This is a genomic window from Nocardiopsis synnemataformans (assembly GCF_965343085.1).
GTDB lineage: Bacteria > Actinomycetota > Actinomycetes > Streptosporangiales > Streptosporangiaceae > Nocardiopsis > Nocardiopsis alborubida.
Window position 1 is genome coordinate 36,439 of the sequence record NZ_CBDRFA010000016.1, and the last position, 18,354, is coordinate 54,792.

Below are 18,354 nucleotides of genomic sequence, written 5' to 3' on the forward strand. Positions count from 1 at the left end.
CTGTTGTCCGCCCCAAATATGACGTATGGTGTTTATCTGAACACTCTGAGTCACATTTGGAGAGCTAGGGGGAGTTCGCCGTGGACAGGGGACCGGTACGGGCACTGGCGACGACGGGGGCACTGACCCTCGTCCTGACACTGGCCGGGGCGGGGGACAGCCCGGCGGGCGGGACCTCGTCCTCTCCACGGCAACCCTCGGACCGGCCGGTGGGGGCGACGGAGTTCCCCCGGGGCGGGGGATACGCCGCCGACGAGGAGTGCACCGTCTCGGAGATCCTGGAGCCCTCGTGCGGAGTCTGGTGGGGGGCCAGCCCCTACCAGGACCGGATCGAGCCGCTGGAGGAGGCGGTCAACCGCCGCATGGACATCGTCTACACCTGGCGCGGCGTCGACCAGGCGAACATCCCCGGCAGGCGCGAACGGGAACTGATCGCCGAGGGCAGGTTCGTGCACACCAACATCGAGGCCCGGCGGTTCACGCGCTCCGGGCATCCGGCGGTCTCCTACGAGTCCATCATCGACGGCGAGTTCGACGACTCCCTGCGGTCCCAGGCCGACGCCATCGCGGACCTGGGGGTGCCCTACTTCGTCACCTTCGACCACGAGGCCGACGCCAACACGCGCTACGACAGGCGCGGCACACCCGAGGAGTTCGTGCGGGCCTGGCGGCACATCGTGGACCTGTACCGCGAGGAGGGCGCGGACAACGCCATCTGGGTGTGGAACGTGACCGGGTGGGAGGGCAACTTCGACCGCCTCCCCGGCCTGTGGCCCGGCAACGACTACGTCGACTGGGTCAGCTGGGAGGCCTACAATATGACCGGTTGCGACTCCCAGCCGCACTGGGACGAGGTGTACTCCTTCGAGGACATGATGCGCCCGGCCTACGAGTGGTTCCAGAACGAGGGGCCCGAGCACGGGATCGACCCGGACAAGCCGGTGATGATCGGCGAGATGGGCACCACGCCCATCGGCCCGCAGGAGACCCTGGAGTGGTACTCCGAGATCCCCGACGTGCTGCGCCGCTACGAGCGGGTGCGCGCGGTCAAGGTGTGGGACAACAAACTGTCCTCGGACTGCGACTTCCGGATCCGGGCCAACGAGTACGCCCAGCGCGGCTTCGAGGCGGCCGGGCAGGACCCGTACGTGTACCTGCCCGAGCAGGTGCGCGACCTGGCCGAGTACGCCCAGGAACGGGGCTGACCGCCCGGGGCCCGGACCGTCCCGGACGGTCCGCGCGGACCGCCGCTCCCACAGGGGGCGGCGGTCCGCGCGCGTGTGCGGGCCGTGCGCGGGGGCGTGCCGCCGCCCTCGGTCCGGTGCCGCGTCCTCGCCCGGTGAGGCCCGTGCGCGCGGGGGTGTACCGGGTTCAGCCGCCCACGGGCCGGAACATGGACCAGGTGCGCGGGCCGCCCCCGGGCAGTTCGTACTCGGCGGTCACCCGGAAGCCGAGCGATGTGTACAGGCCCACGTTGTCCTCCGTCGACGTCTCCAGGAACGCCGGGAAGCCCGCCGCGTCGGCCTCGTGCAGGCCAGCGCCGATCACCGCGCGCCCCAGGCCCTGACCCCGGGACGCGGGGTGGACGCCGACGGTGCCGAGGAACCACACCGGCTCCTCCGGCCGGTACGGCGCCATGGCGGCCTCGGCCGCCGCGTAGGCCGGGGCGCGGTCGCCCGCCAGCTCCACGAGCCGAGGGAGCAGGGCCTCCATGGCCTCCTGCGCGCCGTCGGAGCCGGGCACCGTCCAGACGGAGGCCGCCTGGAGGTCGTCGCTCACCCACACCCGCCCGTACGGAAGGCCGACGTCGGCGAGGAAGACGTGCTGGAACTCCCGCAGCCGCGTCCCGTGACCGTCGGCGCTGATCACGTGACGGGTGAAGGGATAGTCCGCGAAAGCGGCGGCCAGCGTGTCCGCCGCCCCCTCGACGTCCTCGGGGGTGGCTTTCCGGATCATGCGCGTCCTTTCCGGCTGCTCGGTCCGCGCGCCGGGGGCCCGGCGCGCGGACCGAGGCTACACGCCCCTGCCGCGCAGGTGCAGCGCGCGCGTGATCCACCCGGCGGGCACCCCGCACACCACCGCCAGCGCCAGGTAGGCGCGGGCCTCGGCCGGGCGGCTGCGGACCGTGGTGCCGATCCAGCGCAGCGCGGCGCGCCGGCGCCCGGAGGCGGCCTCGGCGAAGGCGATCTGCCCGGCCACGCGCGCGTGGCCGCGCGGGACCAGCGCGAACTCGGGGTAGCGGTCCAGCAGCCAGCGCAGGGCGGTGGAGATGGTCCGCCAGCGTCCGGAGAAGTGCGACCTGCGGTGCCACAGCACCCGCACACCCGGTTCGGGGATGTTGCGGATGGGGCCGCGTCGGGCCAGCCGCAGCAGCAGTTCGTAGTCCTCGGCGTAGCTGCCGGGGATCTCCTCGCTGACGGTTCCGCAGCCGTCGATCATGGCGCGGCGCCGGATGAGGAACGTGGACGGGTGCAGCTCGGTCAGGCGCGACCCCAGCAGGTCGCCGAAGGTCACGCTGGTGCGGTCCAGGCTGCGGACCGCCTCGACCCTGTCGTAGACCACCCGGATGCCGCAGCACACCAGCTCGGTGCCGGGCTCGTCGAGCATGACGTCGACCTGTGCCCGGAGCTTACCGGGCAGCCACGTGTCGTCGTCGTCGCAGAAGGCCACCAGGTCGGTGTCGGCGGCGAGCACGCCGGTGTTGCGGGCCCCGGCCAGGCCGGGGGTGAGGGTGTTGGTGACCACCCGCACGGGGCGGTCGCCGTCGGAGCGGGCCAGGGAGGGGTCGGGCTGGTCGTTGTCGAAGACGACGATCGTGGTGATGAGACCGGAGTAGTCCTGCTCGCTGATCGCCCGCAGGGTGCGGCGCAGCAGTTCCGGCCGGTCCCGGGTGGGCACCACCACGGTCACGCCGGGTCGGGGCGCGGTGTCGGCCGCGTCGGCCGCGCCGGTCTGGGCGGCGGTGCGGTCGGAGGTGTGGTCGGCGGCCTGGGGGACGGTTCGTGTGGTGGTCGGTGCGGCGGTGCGGGTGGTGGTCAGCGGTTCCGTGCCGCTTCCGGCGGTGCGGACGGCGGAGTCGGTGGCCGTGGCGGCGGGGTCCGCGGCGGTTTCCGCCGCCGCGTCCCGGGTGCCCGTGAGCAGGTCGATGAGCTCCCCGGCGCGCAGCGCGGCGCGCTCGGTGCCCTCGCCGTCGCCGGGGTCCACCCGGAAGTCCCCGGGCGAGGCGAGCGCCCTGTCCAGGAGTGCGGAGAGCTGCTGGGGGGTGGCGCAGGAACGTATCCGGCCCGCCTCCTCCAGGCGCCGCACGAACAGGAGTTGGTGTTCGTCGACGTGCTCGTCCAGTTCGGGGTCGCGGGCGACGACGATGGGCAGGCGTCCGGCGCGGCGTGCCTGGACGATGGTGCCCGGTCCGCCGTGGGCGACGACCACCCGGGCCCGGCGCATGTGCTCGCCGAGCTCCTCTCCGGGCAGGAACGGGGTGCCCGCGGCCACGGCGGGGGCGGCGCTGTGCCCGTGCTGGACGAGGAAGCGCAAGGTCCGGTGGCGCCGGGCGTAGTCGTCGATCCAGCGGACCAGCCGGTCGAAGGAGTGGTGGTCGGTGCCGAGGCTGACGACCACGTCGGGGTGGCCGCTGTCGTCGGAGCGCGGGACGGGACGCGTGGTCTGTTCGGTCAAAGCAGCGGTCCTACCGTGATGGCGGTCGGCATGAAGGCGCGCTGTTCCTCCCACTGGGCGAGGAACAGCCGGGTGAACGGACGGCACAGCCGGGCGGTGAGCGTCGGTGTGTCGAGACGGTCGTAGACCTCGATGTAGACGGTCGGTATCCGCAGCAGCCACGCCAGGGCGAAGAACGGCAGGGCCACCCCGGCGCCGGTGGTGACCACGGCGCAGGGGCGCCGCTCGCGCAGGACGCGGACGGCCAGCCAGGCGTTGCGCAGCAGGTTGCCCACGTGGCGGGTGGTGGGGTGGAAGGCCCACCGGACGCGCTCGCCGGCCAGGGCGGACTCGGCGTCGGGGGTCCGGAAGGTCACCCACACGCGCTCGCGGTGGCGCCACCAGGGGCGCAGTGAGCACAGCTGGGTGAGGTGCCCTCCGCTGGAGGCCACCAGGAGAACCGGTCGTGGAGACATGTGGTCATCATTTCATAACTCTGTGTAGTCGCTGGGATGGTCGCGGCGAGGCGCACCGGTTGTCCACAGGCGAGAAGCGCGTCTTCCGCAGGGCGCGCGCAGGGGCTTTCATGGATAACGGGGGGTCCCCCGGGCCCGCCCGCCTCGGCGTGCCCGCACCACCTCTGGTCACCGTCGTGTGCCCGCACCGCCTCCGGTGGGCGTCGTCGGTTACCGCCGCCGTATGCCTCACCGGCGCGGGCCCAGGCCCAGGAGTCCCCGCAGCGACCACACCGTCACCAGGTGCCCCACGGCTCCCGAGGCCACTGCCATCGCCAGCGTCGCGGTTCCGCCGCCCAGCAGCGCCTCCAACAACAGCGGCAGGGCGCCGAACCACGTCAGCGCGCTGGCCGTCGCGGCCAGCACCGGACGGCTGAACGGGTGCAGCACCACGCGGGACCGCAGCTGCCACAGCGGGAGCAGCTTGCGCACCAGCATCGCGGCCACCAGGGCCACGGCCGCCCCGGCCGCTCCGGCCACGGGCACGAGCAGCACGCACACCAGCACGTTCGCCGCCAGCGACAGCACGTTGTTGACCAGGTTCAGCCGGGTCAGACCGGTCATCGTCAGGACCAGGTCGCCCATGCCCAGCGCGGCGGCCGTCAGCTGGCCCGCGCACACCACGGCCAGCGCCGTCGCTCCCGCGGCGTATTCCGGCCCGAACAGCCGCATCACCTCGGGGGCGAACACCAGCACCGACAGGTACAAAGGCCACAGCAGGCACACCAGCCACGCCGTTCCCGCCTGGTAGAGGGTCCGGACCCCGGCGTGGTCGCCCGTCGCCAGCTGTTCGGCGAACCTGGGCTGGGCCGCGTACAGCACCGCCTGCGTGCCGAACTGGCCTACCACCATGACCCGCGTGGCCGCCGTGAACACCGCCGCTCCGGTCAGCCCGCTCAGGAGTGCCACGAGGACCACGCCGCCGCGCTGCACACCCATCTGGGCGACCGCGGCCACCGCGCGCGGCAGGGAGAAGGACCAGAACGTCCGCGCGTCCACCCGTTCCACGGACTCCTGAGTCACAGCTGTTCCGGTGAGCACGGGCGCACCGGCGGCACCGTCGGCCTCCGGAACCGCGGTCGTTCCCGTGGTCGCGGGCTCGTCATGGGCATGGCCAGTCCCCGGAATCACAGCCGTCCCGGTGCCACCGGGGCCACCAGCGGCGCCTTGCTTCCCTGCGGGCACCGCCTCCTCGGGGCCGTCCGTCTTCCCGGAGCCGTCCGTCTTCCCGGGGCCGTCCGTCTCCCCGGGGCCGTCCGTCTTCCCGGAGCCGTCCGCCTCCGCGGGGAGACCACCGGCCTCGGGAACGGCCCGGCGCACGACACGGCCCAGCCAGAACCACGCCACCACGGCCGCGGGCAGGTACGGCCCCGCCCACGCCAGCGCCAACAGCCCCGCCGCCCCCGACAGCGCTACCCCCGCCACCAGGGCCAGCTGCGCCAGCGGACGGCCCACCTTGTCCACCAGCACGGTTCCGGCCATGTCGTGGTGGGCACGCGTCGCGGCCAGGGCCGTGTCCGCCAGCACCGCGAACGGCAGGAACACCGCCAGCAGCCGCAGGTAGACCTCCGCCCCGTCGCCGCCCAGGCCCCGCGCCACCGGCCCGGCGCACACCAACAGCAGCATCGCCAGCGCGCACGCCACGAGCACGGCCGGGGCCACGGCCGTCCGCAGCAGCCGGGGCACGCCCCCGGGTTCCCCGAACACCCGCATCCGGGCGATGAAGTACACCAACCCGTCCGACGCGCCCAGGTTGGCCACCACCGCGGCGATCAGGAACACCGACGTCGCCGAGAACAGCAGCCCCGCCGTCTCCTGGGAGAACGCCCGCGTGATCGTCACGATCACGGCGAGGTTCAGCGCGGCGCCGACCACGGCCCCCGCCATGTTGACCGCCCCGCCGCGCAGGACGCGGCGCAGCCCCGCCCGCTCCCGCTCCGCGGCGGCGGTCATGCGCGCCACGAGGGGACGCGCCCCCACCAGTCCGCCAACCGGGCGTCGCTGTCGGCGAACCGCGCGGTCAGTTCCGCGCGCAGCCCCTCGGGCATCGTCGTCCGGGCGCGCGCGTTGTGCCTGCCCGGGGCGTTCCCCGGCCCGGGCGGCAGCCCCAGGAACCGCTCCACCCCGTTCAGCGCCCGCGCCGTGCCGTCGAACAGGTCGGCGTGGTCCACCACGTGCATCCGGTCCCGTCCCAGGTGCTTCTCCATCCGCGCCAGCTGGTCCGCGTAGCGGCCGCGCGCCACGTAGCCGTGGTGCTGGTGGGAGTACGACCGGTACCCGGGGTCGGCCAGCATCCGCTCCTCCTCACCGGCCAGCCGCTCCGGTTCCAGCTCCAGCGCCCGCTCGAACGGCTCCGTCTCGAACCCGCGCGCGGTCTCGTGCGCGTGCGCCGAGTAGGCACGCTCCACCGGGTCGCGCAGGATGACCACCACCCGCACGTCCGGCAGGTCGCGGGCGATCCGCTCGGCGGCCAACGGGTGGAACAGGTAGTACGGGCTGGACTCGACCACCCTCACCCGGAGGCGCTCCCGCCGGGCTCGCAGCGACGCGCGCAGGGGAAAGTACGCCCGGTACCGGTCCGGGCCGCCGCGGTAGCCGGTGTCGAAGTAGTGCACCCCCTTGCGCAGGGTGGGTCCGGTGACGCACGGGTGCAGGCACAGCGACCTGAACAGCGACGTCGTGCCCGAGCGCTGCGCCCCGCAGACGAGGAAGTCGGGCAGCGCGCGGGCCGGTGCGGTGAGCGCGCCCAGGCCGTCGGCGAGGGGCAGGAGCGCCTCCCGGGCCGGGACGGCCATGCGGTGGAACAGGACGGGAACGGTGCTCCGGGGCATCACGTGCTCCTTCTGTCGCGGTTTCGGTCACCCCGGCCGCCGTCCTCGGCACCCGGGTTCGGTGGGTCGTGTCGATCGATCGGGGGGCCTGGTCCGGCGGGCCCGTCCGGATCTGGCGAGGCGTTCGGACCTGGCGGGCCGTTCAGATGGGGGCGGGCCGTTCAGACCTGGCGGGCCTCGCGGGCCTCGTGGGCCGCCCTCTCCTGGAGCCCCTCCAGCGCGGGCAGCAGCCAGTCGTCCAAGGCCGCGAGGTGGCCGCCGCTCTCGTCCTGCCGGTCGTGCAGGTACCGGGTGGCCAGGTCGATGAGGTACAGCGCCATCACGGTGGACACCGTGTGGTGGCTCACCCCGGTCTCGGACATCAGGGGGTCGCGCAGCAGCCGCGACCCGCTCTCCAGCCACCGGTGCACGCCCGGGTGGACCCCGGCCTGCACGCACTCGTTGAGGTCGTAGTGCAGGGCGTCGAAGCCCGCGGGCGCGTCCATGGCGAGCCGTTCCCAGTCCCACACGAACGCGCGCCGGGCGGTGCTGGCGATGTTCCACCTGGTCAGGTCGCCGTGCCAGGCGCCGAATGGCACGTACACGTCGGGCAGGCGGCGCAGCGCGGCGCGCAGCGGCGCCACCTCGGGACGCGTGCCCAGTGTCACGATCCGCTCCTCCAACGACCGCCGGTAGGGGCTGTCGGACAGCCTTCGGCGCCGCACCCTGGACAGCCCGACGATCTGCGTCACGCACCTCAGCAGCTGTCGCCGCGTGGGCCGGTCGGTCTGGACGCCGACCGGCAGCGCCTCCTGCACCAGCAGCGGATGGCCGTTCCACTCGCCCTCGTGCATCAGCCGGGGAACGGTCACGTCCGGCAGGCGGGCCTCGGCCAGCTGGCGCAGGGCCCGCGTCTCGGCGCGCACCAGGCGCGAGGTCAGGTCGTTGACGGCCACCTTGGCGTAGCCGATCGTGCGGCCGCCGGGCGTGAGCAGCAGGAGCACGGGCTTGCGGTTGGCCCGGGGCGGGCCCACGTGGATGGCGACGGCCAGCTCGCGGTCCAGCGCCGACGTGAGCGCGTGCTCGATGCCCGGACCGGCCCCCACGTAGAGCCGGTCGCGCAGCAGGAGCGGAGCCAGCCCGGTGGCGAACGCCCCGGTCAGCAGCAGCGTGCGCGCCCGCTCCCGGAACGAGTGCCCCTGGGAGAAGGACGTGATGCCCCGGGTGGCCGCCGACCGGTCGTGGGCGGGCAGGATCACCCGGGGGTTCTGCGCGTTGGGGACCGGAAGGTACTGGGTGCCCCGGTCGCGGCGGACCAGCCGCCGCATACCGCGGTCGCCGGGGCCGAGCAGTCCGCCGCACGGCCACAGCACCGCGGCGAGGTCGGTCAGGTAGGTCGTCTCGCTGTTCACCAAAGACCCCCGCGGGTGCGCGCGGTCCGCCGCCGGAGCACCGGTTCCTCGCCCCGCCACAGCAGGGCGACGGCGACCATGGTGACGGCCAGCGGGGACATCAGCGCGACGTAGAAGAACATGTACCAGAACAGCAGCAGCACGGTCAGCAGCGCGCCCTGCCCCTCCAGCGAGGACGCGCGGCGGTAGCGCCACACGACGTGTGCGAAGAAGGCCAGCATGAGGCCGGTGCCCACCCAGCCGCCGGCGATCAGCGTCATCCACAGCTGACCCGCGTTGCCGATGACGTGCTGGCCGCAGCCGGGGCACTCGGCGGTGGGGCCGACCGCGATCGAGTCCGAGCTGCCCAGGCTCTCCCGGGTGGTGCCCCACCCCATGACCGGGGACAGCCGGGCGGCCTCCACGGACGCGGCGTTGGTGGCGGCCCGGCCGCCGTCGCTGTGCGGGTTGTCGAGCCTGGCCCGCACCACGTCGGCGAGCGGTGAGGCGGCCAGCGCCAGCAACACCGCCAGGCACGCGACGGCGCAGGCGCCCACCAGGACCGCCCGGCCGCGGCGCAGCGCCACCAGGGCCGCGAAGGCCGCGGACAGCGCCAGCCCCGCCCACAGGGCCCGGTTGAGCGAGTACACGGCGGGGACCACGGCCAGCGCGGCGGCGGCCAACGCACCCCAGCGCACCCATCCCGAACCCTGCGCCACCCAGCCCACCACCAGCCACACCAGCAGCAGGGAGAGCATGTACCCCCAGATGTTGGTGTACTCCCAGGGGGCCTTCGGGCGGGCCGACTCGTACCCGAAGATGTCCATGACCTGTGCGGACGCCGGGTGGATGAGGGTCTGCATGTAGGGGTCGGAGGTCAGGGAGGCGGGGAGCAGGTACTCCGCCGGGGCCGTGAACTCGAACCGGGGCGCGAGCATGCCCAGGTAACCGCCCGCGATCGTGGCCAGGCACAGCACCGCCAGCGCGCCCGCGACCGCGCGCGTGGGCAGCTCGCGCTCGGAGAGGTTGCCGACGTAGAGCATCAGGACCGTCAGCACCAGGTAGTTGACCGCACGGAGCACGGCGCCGCCGTATCCGCCGCTGTCCGGCACGGTGCCGGGCATCTCCAGCTGGACCAGGCACAGGCCCAGCACCGTCCACAGCAGGAACAGCGCCCACAGCCAGAACCCCGGGGGGACCCGCAGCCCCGTGGTCCGGTGGCGGCGCACCAGTTCGGCGACCATCGGGACCGCGAACAGCCAGTACGCGAACTGCCCCAGGCCCAGCGCCCACCACAGCGGGTACCCGGCCAGCAGCCAGAGCAGCGGCCGACCGGCGACGTCGCCGGTTCCGCCCGCCGGGAGCGGGCCCCCGAGGCCCCCGACGACGGGGCCCACCGCCTCGGGGGTCGGCCGGGGAACGCGGGCGGACGTGCTCCAGGCCATCAGTTCCGGGTCCCCGGGGCGGTGTCCGGGGAGGCGGAGTCCTCGGCGGTCCCGGTCGTCTGGGAGTCCTCGGTCCCCTCCGAGGCGAAGGCCACGAGGGCCTCGGTGGCCTCGGCGCCGCTGACGGTCACCTCGAGGGCGTGGGGCTCCGGTGCCTCAGCGGTCCGGGCCAGTCCGAAGGCCATCTCCGCCTCCGAGGCCGTGCCCGGGGCCGCGGTGGTTCCCGCGGTGTCACCGCTGGTCCCGTCGGTCTTGTCCGTGTCAGCCGTGTCGGTGCCAGCTGTGTCCGTGCCAGCTGTGTCCGGGTCCGCGGTGACTTCCGCCGCCCGGTCGGCCTCGGTGGCCTCCGTGGCAGGGGAGCCTTCGGTGACCTCGGGTGCCGCCGGGACCTGGGTGGCACCGTCGCCTCCCAGCACGCGGGGGACCTCCAGACCCGCGGGTATCCCACCGTCGCGGGGAGGCTCCACGTCCTCCGAGGGCTCCGCCGGATCCTCCGTGGCCTCCGCCCGCCGGGGACCGGGCACCCCGGGGACCCCTTCCGCCTCCCTGGGCGCCGGAGGCAGGGCCGTCTCACCGCGCCCCTCCGCCCCCTTGATTCCGGCAGCCGCGGGCAGTTCGCTGACGATGCCGGTCAGCGTGATCCCCGCACCGGTGCGGCCCTTCGCGGTCCCGGTCGGCCCCTCGGCCTTCCCGGTCCCTTCGTCCCTTCCGGGCGTGCGACCGGCTCCGGCGAGTTCCTCCTCCCCACGCACTCCGGCGGCGGACGGCGACGCCAGCGGCGCGGGCCCGGCCAGCGGCTGGCGCGGCAGGACGGCCGTGCCCGGGACGGGGACCCCGAACCGGTCGGCGAGGACGAGCAGCCCCCTCAGCTCGGCGCGGCGCGTGCGGCCCAACTCGACCACCGGCAGCATCAGGTCGGCCGAACCGGCCAGCGCGTGCGCGTCGGCGCGCTCGCTCACCGGTGCCACCGCCACCACCACGTACTCCGCCCCCGCACGCAGCAGCCGCACCAGCTCCGGCATCGCGGTGCCCTGCACCGGCGCGTCCAGGCCCGGCGACCCGTACCGCAGGACCCGCAGGCGGGGCACCACGTCGGGCCGCGCCTCCAGGTCGGCGGGGTCCTCGCCCTCCAGCAGCGCCTCGGCCAGGCCGGGGCCCTCCGGCAGCCCCAACAGCTCCCCGACGGTGTCGGTGCGGGGGTCGGTGCACACCAGCAGCGTCTCCGAGCCCGTGCGGGCCAGGGACGCGGCCAGGTTCACCGCGGTCGCCGCACCCGCGCGGCCCGGGGTGGTCGCGGTGACGAGCAGGACGCGCCCGAGAACCGCCTCCTCGCCTTCGAGGAGCTCGGCCAGCCCGGACTCCCCCTCGGCGCCGCCCGCTCCCGCGGCCCTTCCGGCGCGGTCGGTCACTCCGGTCCCACCCGACCCGGTTCCGGTCAGCCCAGCGCCCTCCGAAGGGCGGTCGGCCGCCGCGGGAACGGGGCCCGCGGCGAGGCGGGCGCGCACCAGGTGCGCGAACTCGTTGACCCGCTGACCGCGGCGGTCACCGTCCGTCAGCAGCCCGGGGGAGCGCTGGCCGCGACCGACCCGCTCGGACAGGTCGAGCAGTACCGGCACCGCCCCGATCCGCCCGGTCTCCTCGGCGTCGTGCAGCCTCGGGTCGAGGCGGTCGCGGACCACGGCCGCCAGCAGCCCCGCCAGCAGGCCGAGCGCGGCGCCGCCGACCAGCCACAGAGCGGGCAGCGGGCTGCTCGCGCGCTCGGGGAGCCCCGCCGGGGTGATGACCCTCCCGGGCTCGACCGTCTCCGCCAGGGCGCTGAGCGGGCTGATGCCGTTGCCCAGCTCGGTGATCTCCGCGCGCAGCGCCTCGACCCGCGCGTCGGCGCCGGGGTCCGCGGACTCCCCGGCGGCCTCGGCGAGGGCCTCGTAGCGGGCCTCCTGCTCCCCGCGCAGTGCCTCCAGGTGGCTGTCGATCAGCCCGGCGATCCGCTCGCGGCGCAGTTCGAGGTAGGCGTCGGCGTAGGCCTGCGCGCCCGCCCGCGCGGCCTCGGGGCTCCCGGCTGAGTAGCTGATCTCCAGGACGCTGCTGTTGGGGGGCACGCTCACGTCCACCCGCTCGCGCAGGTCCTCCACGGGGGGCGCGGTGCCGCCTCCTTCGCCCAGGGACTCGGCCACGGCGGACGACACGCGGTCCGACAGCAGGACCTGCGCCTCGGTGTCGAGGTTGACGTCCCCGGCCAGGCGGCCGGAGCGCTCCCCGGTGAACTCGGCCATCCCGCTGGGCTGGACCTGGACGGCGGAGACGGAGGTGTAGGCGGCGGGGAGTCCGATCACCGCGGCGGCGGCCAGGGTCAGCCCGCCGAGCACGCCGGCGCCGACGAACCGCCGGCGGCGGCGCAGCAGTGCCGTGTACTCCCTCAGTTCCGGTCCGGACGGGCCGGGGGCGTCGGTGTCCATCGAGTCCTCTCCGCACAAAGATGGTCAACACTTTTAGTGATTGATTGCATACTAAGTGTAATCCCTTGGGGGATCTTCGAGGCATGGGCGAGCGGCCGTTTCTCGATGCGGGAAGCGACCGGAACGGGAGAGCACGTCATGACCGAGGAGGACCCCGGACACGCGAAAGGGGCGGCGGGACACTCCCACCGCCCCCTCAGGCGCCGCCGGGGTGGTCGGACCCCGAGGCCGGACGTCCCCTAGCTGATGACCACCGTGGGCGGAAGGCCGGTGGAGGACTCCCACGCCTCGTCGCACTCGTTCTGGCTGGAGACCGTGTGCGCGAGGGCCGAGCAGTTCCGGTACTGCGCCATCTGCTCCTGGTACACCACGGCCACCGCGAACAGCGCCAGCGACATCACGATCCCCAGCACGCCCACGACCACGCTCATCAGCGCGCCCGGCGCCTCGGTGCGGTTGGCCCGCGCGGCCCGCCTCGCCCGGAAGCCCTGCACGACACCGAACACGGACAGCACGACCCCGTAGGGCGGCAGCAGCAGGCCGGCCGCCCCGAAGAACAGGCCCCACAGGCCGCCGCGTTCGGCTCTGGGCGGCTGCCCCTCGGTCCGGGGCTCCGGGCTGTTGTCGGTCAAGGTTCACTCCTTATGCGCGCCCCTCTCGGGGCGCCGTGGTCGCCTCCGCTGCGCGGAGGCTACCCGTCGTCCATGGTCACGCCGGTCCGCGGGCCGCCGAGACCCCCGTCACAGGCCGGCCAACACCCACTCCCCGTGGGTAGACGCTACCTGGACCGATAGGGTGTGATCGCGGGCGGGCCCAGCGGGCGCGCCCGCTGCCCGCACGTCACCCGCCGCCACCCTCAACGGACGCCTCCGGTCCACGGACGCCCACCAGGGGCCGCGCGGCGGAGGACGATCGGGTCACCCGCAAACCCTGCCTTCGGCGCGATGGCATGGGCTGGCGTGCGTCACACACCGCGCCTGCGGCGGGGTGGCGCGGTCCGGCGCGCGCGCCGAACCCCCGGACCGGCGTACGCGAGATCCGGATGCTGCGCCGTCCCCCGGCGCCCCCGGAGGCGGGAGGCGGCTCTCGCACCGTTCTCTACACAATGGGAGAAGCATTGTCCGCGCGAGTGGTGGTCCTCATATCGGGCACGGGCAGCAACATGGCCGCCCTGCTGGACGCGGCCAGGGACCCGGCCTACGGGGCGACCGTCGTCGCCGTCGGCTCCGACCGCGAGGGGACCCGCGGCGTCGAACTGGCCGAGGAGGCCGGGGTACCCGCGTTCGTCGTCCCCTTCCGCGACTACTCCGACCGCTCGCGGTGGAACGCCGCCATGGCCGAGCGCATCCACGAGCACCGCCCCGACCTGGTGGTCTCCGCGGGCTTCATGCGCATCCTCGGCCCCGCCGTGATCGGCAGCCACCCGGCGGTCAACATCCATCCCGCGCTCCTGCCCTCCTTCCCCGGCGCGCACGCCGTGCGTGACGCGCTCGCCCACGGTGTCCGCGTCACCGGCACCACCATCCACTTCCTCGACGAGGGCGTCGACTCCGGTCCGATCATCGACCAGGTGGCGGTGCCCGTCGAGGAGGGCGATGACGAAGCCAGCCTCCACGAGCGCATCAAGTCCGTGGAGCGGACGATGCTGGTCGACACGGTCGGCAGGCTCGCCCGCGAGGGCTGGACCATCGACGGCAGGCACGTGCGGTTCGGCCGCACCGAGCAGCGCGTCACCGACGCGACCGACACGAAGGAGAACCGGTGACCCAGCAGGCCATCAGGCGTGCGTTGATCAGCGTCTACGACAAGACCGGTCTGGAGGAGCTGGGCATCGGCCTGGCCGAGGCCGGGGTGGAGATCGTCTCCACCGGCTCCACCGCCGCGCGGCTGCGCGCCGCCGACATCCCCGTCACCCCCGTGGAGGACGTCACCGGCTTCCCCGAGATCATGGAGGGCCGCGTCAAGACGCTGCACCCCTCCGTGCACGCCGGGCTCCTGGCCGACCGGAACAACCCCGAGCACGTCGCCAGGATCAAGGAGCTGGGCATCGCCCCCTTCGACCTGGTCGTGGTCAACCTCTACCCCTTCCAGGACACCGTCGCCTCCGGCGCCTCCGAGGCCGACTGCATCGAGAAGATCGACATCGGCGGCCCCGCCATGGTGCGCGCCTCAGCCAAGAACCACGGCAGCGTCGCGGTCGTGGTCGACCCGGGCAGCTACGACGCCGCCCTGGAGGCCGTCCGCGACGGCGGCTTCACCCTGGAGCAGCGCAAGCGCCTGGCCGGACTCGCCTTCCAGCACACCGCCGCCTACGACGCGGCCGTCGCCGGGTGGTTCGCGGCCGACTACGCCCCCGACGAGGAGGCCGCCGAGTCGGGCTGGCCCGGCTTCCTGGGCACCGTCCACAGCCGCAGGGACGTGCTGCGCTACGGCGAGAACCCGCACCAGAAGGCGGCGCTGTACACCGTCGCGGGCGCCCCGGAGACCGGCCTGGCCGGAGCCGAGCAGCTGCACGGCAAGGCGATGTCCTACAACAACTACGTGGACGCCGACGCCGCGCTGCGCGCCGCCCACGACTTCGACCAGCCGTGCGTGGCCATCATCAAGCACGCCAACCCGTGCGGGATCGCCGTCGGCGCCGACAACGCCGAGGCCCACCGCAGGGCGCACGCCTGCGACCCGGTGTCGGCCTTCGGCGGCGTCATCGCCACCAACCGCCCCGTCGGCGAGGAGCTGGCCGGACAGATCGCGGAGATCTTCACCGAGGTCGTCGTCGCCCCCGCCTTCGAGCCCGCGGCCGTGGAAGTCCTCAGCCGCAAGAAGAACATCCGCCTGCTCGTGGCGGACGGCTCCGGCTCCGGCGCGGGCGTGGAGCACCGCCAGATCAGCGGCGGCCTGCTGGTGCAGTCGCGCGACGCGATCGACGCCCCCGGCGACGACCCCTCCACCTGGACCCTGGCCACCGGCGAGCCCGCCGACGAGGCCACCCTGGCCGACCTGGCCTTCGCCTGGAAGGCCGTGCGCGCGGTCAAGTCCAACGCCATCCTCCTGGCCTCCGGCGGCGCCACCGTGGGCGTGGGCATGGGCCAGGTCAACCGCGTGGACTCCGCCCGCCTGGCGGTCACGCGCGCGGGCGAGAGGGTGACCGGGTCCGTGGCGGCCAGCGACGCCTTCTTCCCCTTCCCCGACGGCCTGGAGATCCTCACCGAGGCGGGGGTCCGCGCCGTCGTCCAGCCCGGCGGCTCGGTCCGCGACGAGGAGGTCGTGGCCGCGGCCAAGGCGGCCGGGGTGACCATGTACCTCACCGGGACCCGGCACTTCTTCCACTGAGCGAGGAGACACACGCATGAGCGCGATCGTTCTGGACGGCAAGGCCGTCGCGAAGTCCATCCGTGAGGAGCTCTCCGAGCGCGTGGCGAAACTGCACGACCGCGGCGTCGCCCCCGGCCTGGGCACCGTCCTGGTCGGCGACGACCCGGGCAGCCACTCCTACGTGCGCGGCAAGCACCGCGACTGCGCGCAGGTGGGCATCGCCAGCATCCGCCGCGACCTGCCCGCCGACGCCACCCAGGAGCAGGTGGAGCAGGCCGTCCACGAGCTCAACGCCGACCCGGCCTGCACCGGCTACATCGTGCAGCTCCCGCTGCCGAGGGGCCTGGACGAGAACCGCGTGCTGGGCCTGATCGACCCGGTCAAGGACGCGGACGGCCTCCAGCCCTCCAACCTCGGCAGGCTGGTGCTGATGCAGGAGGCGCCGCTGCCGTGCACCCCGCGCGGCATCGTGGAGCTGCTCACCCGCTACGACGTGCCGATCCGTGGCGCGGAGGTGGTCGTGGTCGGGCGCGGCGTGACCGTGGGCCGCCCCCTCGGCCTGCTGCTGACCCGCAGGTCGGAGAACGCCACCGTCACCCTGTGCCACACCGGCACTCGGGACCTGGCCGAGCACACGCGCCGCGCGGACATCATCGTCGCCGGTGCCGGTGTGCCGGGGCTGATCACCAAGGACATGGTGAAGCCGGGCGCCGCCGTGCTGGACGTGGGCGTCTCGCGCACCGAGTCGGGCCTGGTCGGCGACGTCGTCCCCGACGTGGCCGAGGTGGCCGGGCACCTGTCCCCGAACCCTGGCGGCGTGGGCCCGATGACCCGGGCGATGCTGCTGGTGAACGTGGTGGAGGCCGCCGAGCGGCAGGCCGCCGCCCTCTAGCCGCGCCTCTCCGGGCCCCGTCCGAGGCGGGGCCCGGGACGGCTCCGGCGTCACACACGGGCCGAAGCCGCTCACGCCGAGTAGCCGATCTCGACCCGACCGTTGGCGGAGGACCCCTCCGGCGGGGCCGGGAACGCTCAACTGGCCTTGCGGGCCGATCCGCCCATCGGCATCGGCCGCACCAGGCCCAGCGCCACGACCTCGTTGGCCAGCCGCGTCCTGCGGTTCTGCCCCTCGGGGATGCGGAACTTCTGGTACAGCCGCAACAGGTGCTGTTTGACCGCCGCCTCGGTGACCACCAGCGCCTCGGCGATGTCCCGGGCGGTGGCGGGGGCGACGAAGGCCTCCTCCGACAGCGCGGGCTGGCACAGCGCGGTCAGCACGTCCAGCTCCCGGCGGGTGAGCTCGGGGGCGGCACCGCGGCGCAGCTCGATGTCGGGGCTGATCTGCTCCTTGGGGAGCCCGCCGACCCGGCAGCGCGCGGTGCCGAAGCTCACCACGTCGCCCTCCTCCAGAACCCGGCGGGCGATGGGGCGGCCGTTCACACGTGTCCCGTTGCGCGACAGGCCCAGGTCCACCACGTAGACGTAGGGGCCGCGGCGGACCAGTTCGGCGTGCAGCTGGGAGACGCTCGGATCGTTCAGCCGGATGTCGGCGCCCTCCCCGCGGCCGACCGTGGTGACCTCACCGGCGAGCTGGCGTATGTCCCCGGTCTCTTCGACGCGGAGGTAGGGCCCGTCCACGGTGGTTCCTCCCGGACTGGGGTGGCGCTGCCGGTGGGGGTGCGGCCGACGGTGGTGGAGGGGAGGTTGTCGGGGGGTGACGGTTCGGTCTACGCGTGGAGTGGGCTTCATGGGGGTGGTCCTCGCTCACCGGTGCACTCATCTCCACCTTGGTTACCCGGGCGGTAAGCGTTCTACGCGCTTACTCCGGAGTTAGACGGATAAGGCGTGCAAATACGGCTCTGTGGCCGAACCGGAAGCGGGAAACGGTCACGGGCTGTTGGGGCCGGGGCGAGTCCGTTTCCGTGAGCCCTGAGGAGTCGGCGATACGGATCACTACAATGGGCGCTGTCTCTCCCGGACGGGAAGCCTCGCTTCCCGCGCGGCGCCGCCGAAACCCTCACGGACGTGAGCCTCCGGAGCGGTGTTCGGTTTTCGGACAGCCAGTCCTCGACGGATGGCCGGTCCGTGCCAGTTCCCCGGGAGAAGACCGTGAACGAGCCGCGAGGCGGCCAAGCACATTCGTAACCGAACGGGTCGGGACGCGGTGGACAAGGCGGGGCAGGCGGATTTGGCGGACGCGGACGAGGGTGCGCCCGGTGCGAGGGCACCCGGCGAGGCGGCCCGCGGCGGGCGGGTTCCCGCGGGGGGCCCACCGGACGGGGGCGGCCCCGACGGGCCGGAGCCCGGCGGCTCCGGACGGGACTCCGGAGCGGACTCCGGGGAGGTCGCGCGCGGGCGGACCGCCGGGGAGGAGGGGCCCGAGGCGCCGTACTGGCTCTCGCAGGTGCCCTACTTCCTGGTCATGTCGGCGCTCGCGGCGGGGATCGTGGTCGTGGCCGCGGCCTACTTCAAGCGCGGCCCGGCGATCATCGCGGGCGCGCTGCTGCTGGCGGCGACCTTCCGGGTGCTCCTGCCCCGGGACTGGGTCGGCATGCTCGCCGTGCGCCGCCGGTGGATCGACCTGCTCACCCTGACCACCCTGGCGGTCCTGCTGATCGTGCTGGCATGGGTGGCGCCGCAACTGTCCGCCTAGGCGTCGAATAAGCTTGACGTCGAGATACCGCGACACCGAGAAGCCACCGCCTCCCCGGGGAGCACGGACCCCGGGCGGGACCGGTGGACCGCCGGGTGCGCGGACCGGCCTCCGGCCACGA

The 18,354-nt window shown here is 74.0% G+C and carries 15 protein-coding genes; 5 read left to right on the top strand and 10 right to left on the bottom strand.

Translation table 11 applies throughout. From position 1 onward, the window contains the following. The first annotated feature begins 80 nt into the window (after positions 1–80). The gene (locus ACSIH6_RS11670; RefSeq protein ID WP_435108265.1) at positions 81–1,205 is read left to right on the top strand and encodes a glycoside hydrolase family 26 protein; all 1,125 of its coding nucleotides are present in this window, start codon (positions 81–83) and stop codon (positions 1,203–1,205) included. Between the two features lie 166 nt (positions 1,206–1,371). Here ACSIH6_RS11670 and ACSIH6_RS11675 read toward each other — a convergent pair whose 3' ends face one another. The 9 genes from ACSIH6_RS11675 to ACSIH6_RS11715 all read right to left on the bottom strand — a co-directional run bounded on the left by ACSIH6_RS11675 (position 1,372) and on the right by ACSIH6_RS11715 (position 12,903). Continuing rightward, entirely contained in the window at positions 1,372–1,956 is a 585-nt protein-coding gene (locus ACSIH6_RS11675; RefSeq protein ID WP_435108266.1) for a GNAT family N-acetyltransferase, read from the bottom strand. A gap of 57 nt (positions 1,957–2,013) precedes the next feature. Continuing rightward, the gene (locus ACSIH6_RS11680; protein WP_435108267.1) at positions 2,014–3,675 is read right to left on the bottom strand and encodes a glycosyltransferase; all 1,662 of its coding nucleotides are present in this window, start codon (positions 3,673–3,675) and stop codon (positions 2,014–2,016) included. Beyond that, positions 3,672–4,130, bottom strand: a complete 459-nt coding sequence (locus ACSIH6_RS11685; RefSeq protein ID WP_150251844.1) for a glycosyltransferase family 28 protein — start codon at positions 4,128–4,130, stop codon at positions 3,672–3,674. Before ACSIH6_RS11685 ends, ACSIH6_RS11680 begins: the two co-directional genes overlap by 4 nt. Positions 4,131–4,358: 228 nt before the next feature. Then, positions 4,359–6,122 (bottom strand): lipopolysaccharide biosynthesis protein, encoded by a 1,764-nt coding sequence (locus ACSIH6_RS11690; RefSeq protein ID WP_435108268.1) that lies wholly within the window; start codon positions 6,120–6,122, stop codon positions 4,359–4,361. Then, entirely contained in the window at positions 6,119–7,000 is an 882-nt protein-coding gene (locus ACSIH6_RS11695) for a sulfotransferase domain-containing protein (RefSeq protein WP_435108269.1), read from the bottom strand. Before ACSIH6_RS11695 ends, ACSIH6_RS11690 begins: the two co-directional genes overlap by 4 nt. Before the next feature lie 161 nt (positions 7,001–7,161). Further along, entirely contained in the window at positions 7,162–8,391 is a 1,230-nt protein-coding gene (locus ACSIH6_RS11700) for a phosphotransferase (RefSeq protein WP_435108271.1), read from the bottom strand. Further along, positions 8,388–9,815 carry a ligase gene (locus ACSIH6_RS11705; RefSeq protein ID WP_435108273.1) on the bottom strand — a complete coding sequence of 476 codons (1,428 nt, stop codon included), beginning with the start codon at positions 9,813–9,815 and terminating at the stop codon, positions 8,388–8,390. Before ACSIH6_RS11705 ends, ACSIH6_RS11700 begins: the two co-directional genes overlap by 4 nt. After that, positions 9,815–12,271 carry a lipopolysaccharide biosynthesis protein gene (locus ACSIH6_RS11710; protein ID WP_435108274.1) on the bottom strand — a complete coding sequence of 819 codons (2,457 nt, stop codon included), beginning with the start codon at positions 12,269–12,271 and terminating at the stop codon, positions 9,815–9,817. Before ACSIH6_RS11710 ends, ACSIH6_RS11705 begins: the two co-directional genes overlap by 1 nt. Positions 12,272–12,510: 239 nt before the next feature. Further along, the gene (locus ACSIH6_RS11715) at positions 12,511–12,903 is read right to left on the bottom strand and encodes a DUF4190 domain-containing protein (RefSeq protein ID WP_435108275.1); all 393 of its coding nucleotides are present in this window, start codon (positions 12,901–12,903) and stop codon (positions 12,511–12,513) included. Positions 12,904–13,400: 497 nt separating this feature from the next. Between ACSIH6_RS11715 and purN the strand changes: the two genes are divergently transcribed. The 3 genes from purN to ACSIH6_RS11730 are packed head-to-tail and all read left to right on the top strand — an operon-like array spanning position 13,401 to position 16,475. Then, a complete protein-coding gene (gene purN, locus ACSIH6_RS11720) occupies positions 13,401–14,036 on the top strand; it encodes a phosphoribosylglycinamide formyltransferase (protein ID WP_435108341.1) in 636 nt (211 codons plus the stop codon). After that, positions 14,033–15,601 carry a bifunctional phosphoribosylaminoimidazolecarboxamide formyltransferase/IMP cyclohydrolase gene (gene purH / locus ACSIH6_RS11725; RefSeq protein ID WP_435108276.1) on the top strand — a complete coding sequence of 523 codons (1,569 nt, stop codon included), beginning with the start codon at positions 14,033–14,035 and terminating at the stop codon, positions 15,599–15,601. The genes purN and purH overlap by 4 nt, the downstream gene beginning before the upstream one ends. Positions 15,602–15,617: 16 nt before the next feature. Further along, positions 15,618–16,475: a bifunctional methylenetetrahydrofolate dehydrogenase/methenyltetrahydrofolate cyclohydrolase gene (locus ACSIH6_RS11730; RefSeq protein ID WP_435108277.1), complete on the top strand. Its 858-nt coding sequence runs from the start codon at positions 15,618–15,620 to the stop codon at positions 16,473–16,475. A 137-nt stretch (positions 16,476–16,612) separates the two neighbouring features. On the opposite strand, the gene ACSIH6_RS11735 is transcribed toward ACSIH6_RS11730, so the two are convergent. Further along, entirely contained in the window at positions 16,613–17,218 is a 606-nt protein-coding gene (locus tag ACSIH6_RS11735) for an FHA domain-containing protein (protein ID WP_435108278.1), read from the bottom strand. Between the two features lie 526 nt (positions 17,219–17,744). Here ACSIH6_RS11735 and ACSIH6_RS11740 point away from each other — a divergent pair. Next, positions 17,745–18,233 carry a DUF3017 domain-containing protein gene (locus ACSIH6_RS11740; RefSeq protein WP_435108279.1) on the top strand — a complete coding sequence of 163 codons (489 nt, stop codon included), beginning with the start codon at positions 17,745–17,747 and terminating at the stop codon, positions 18,231–18,233. Positions 18,234–18,354 lie beyond the last annotated feature (121 nt).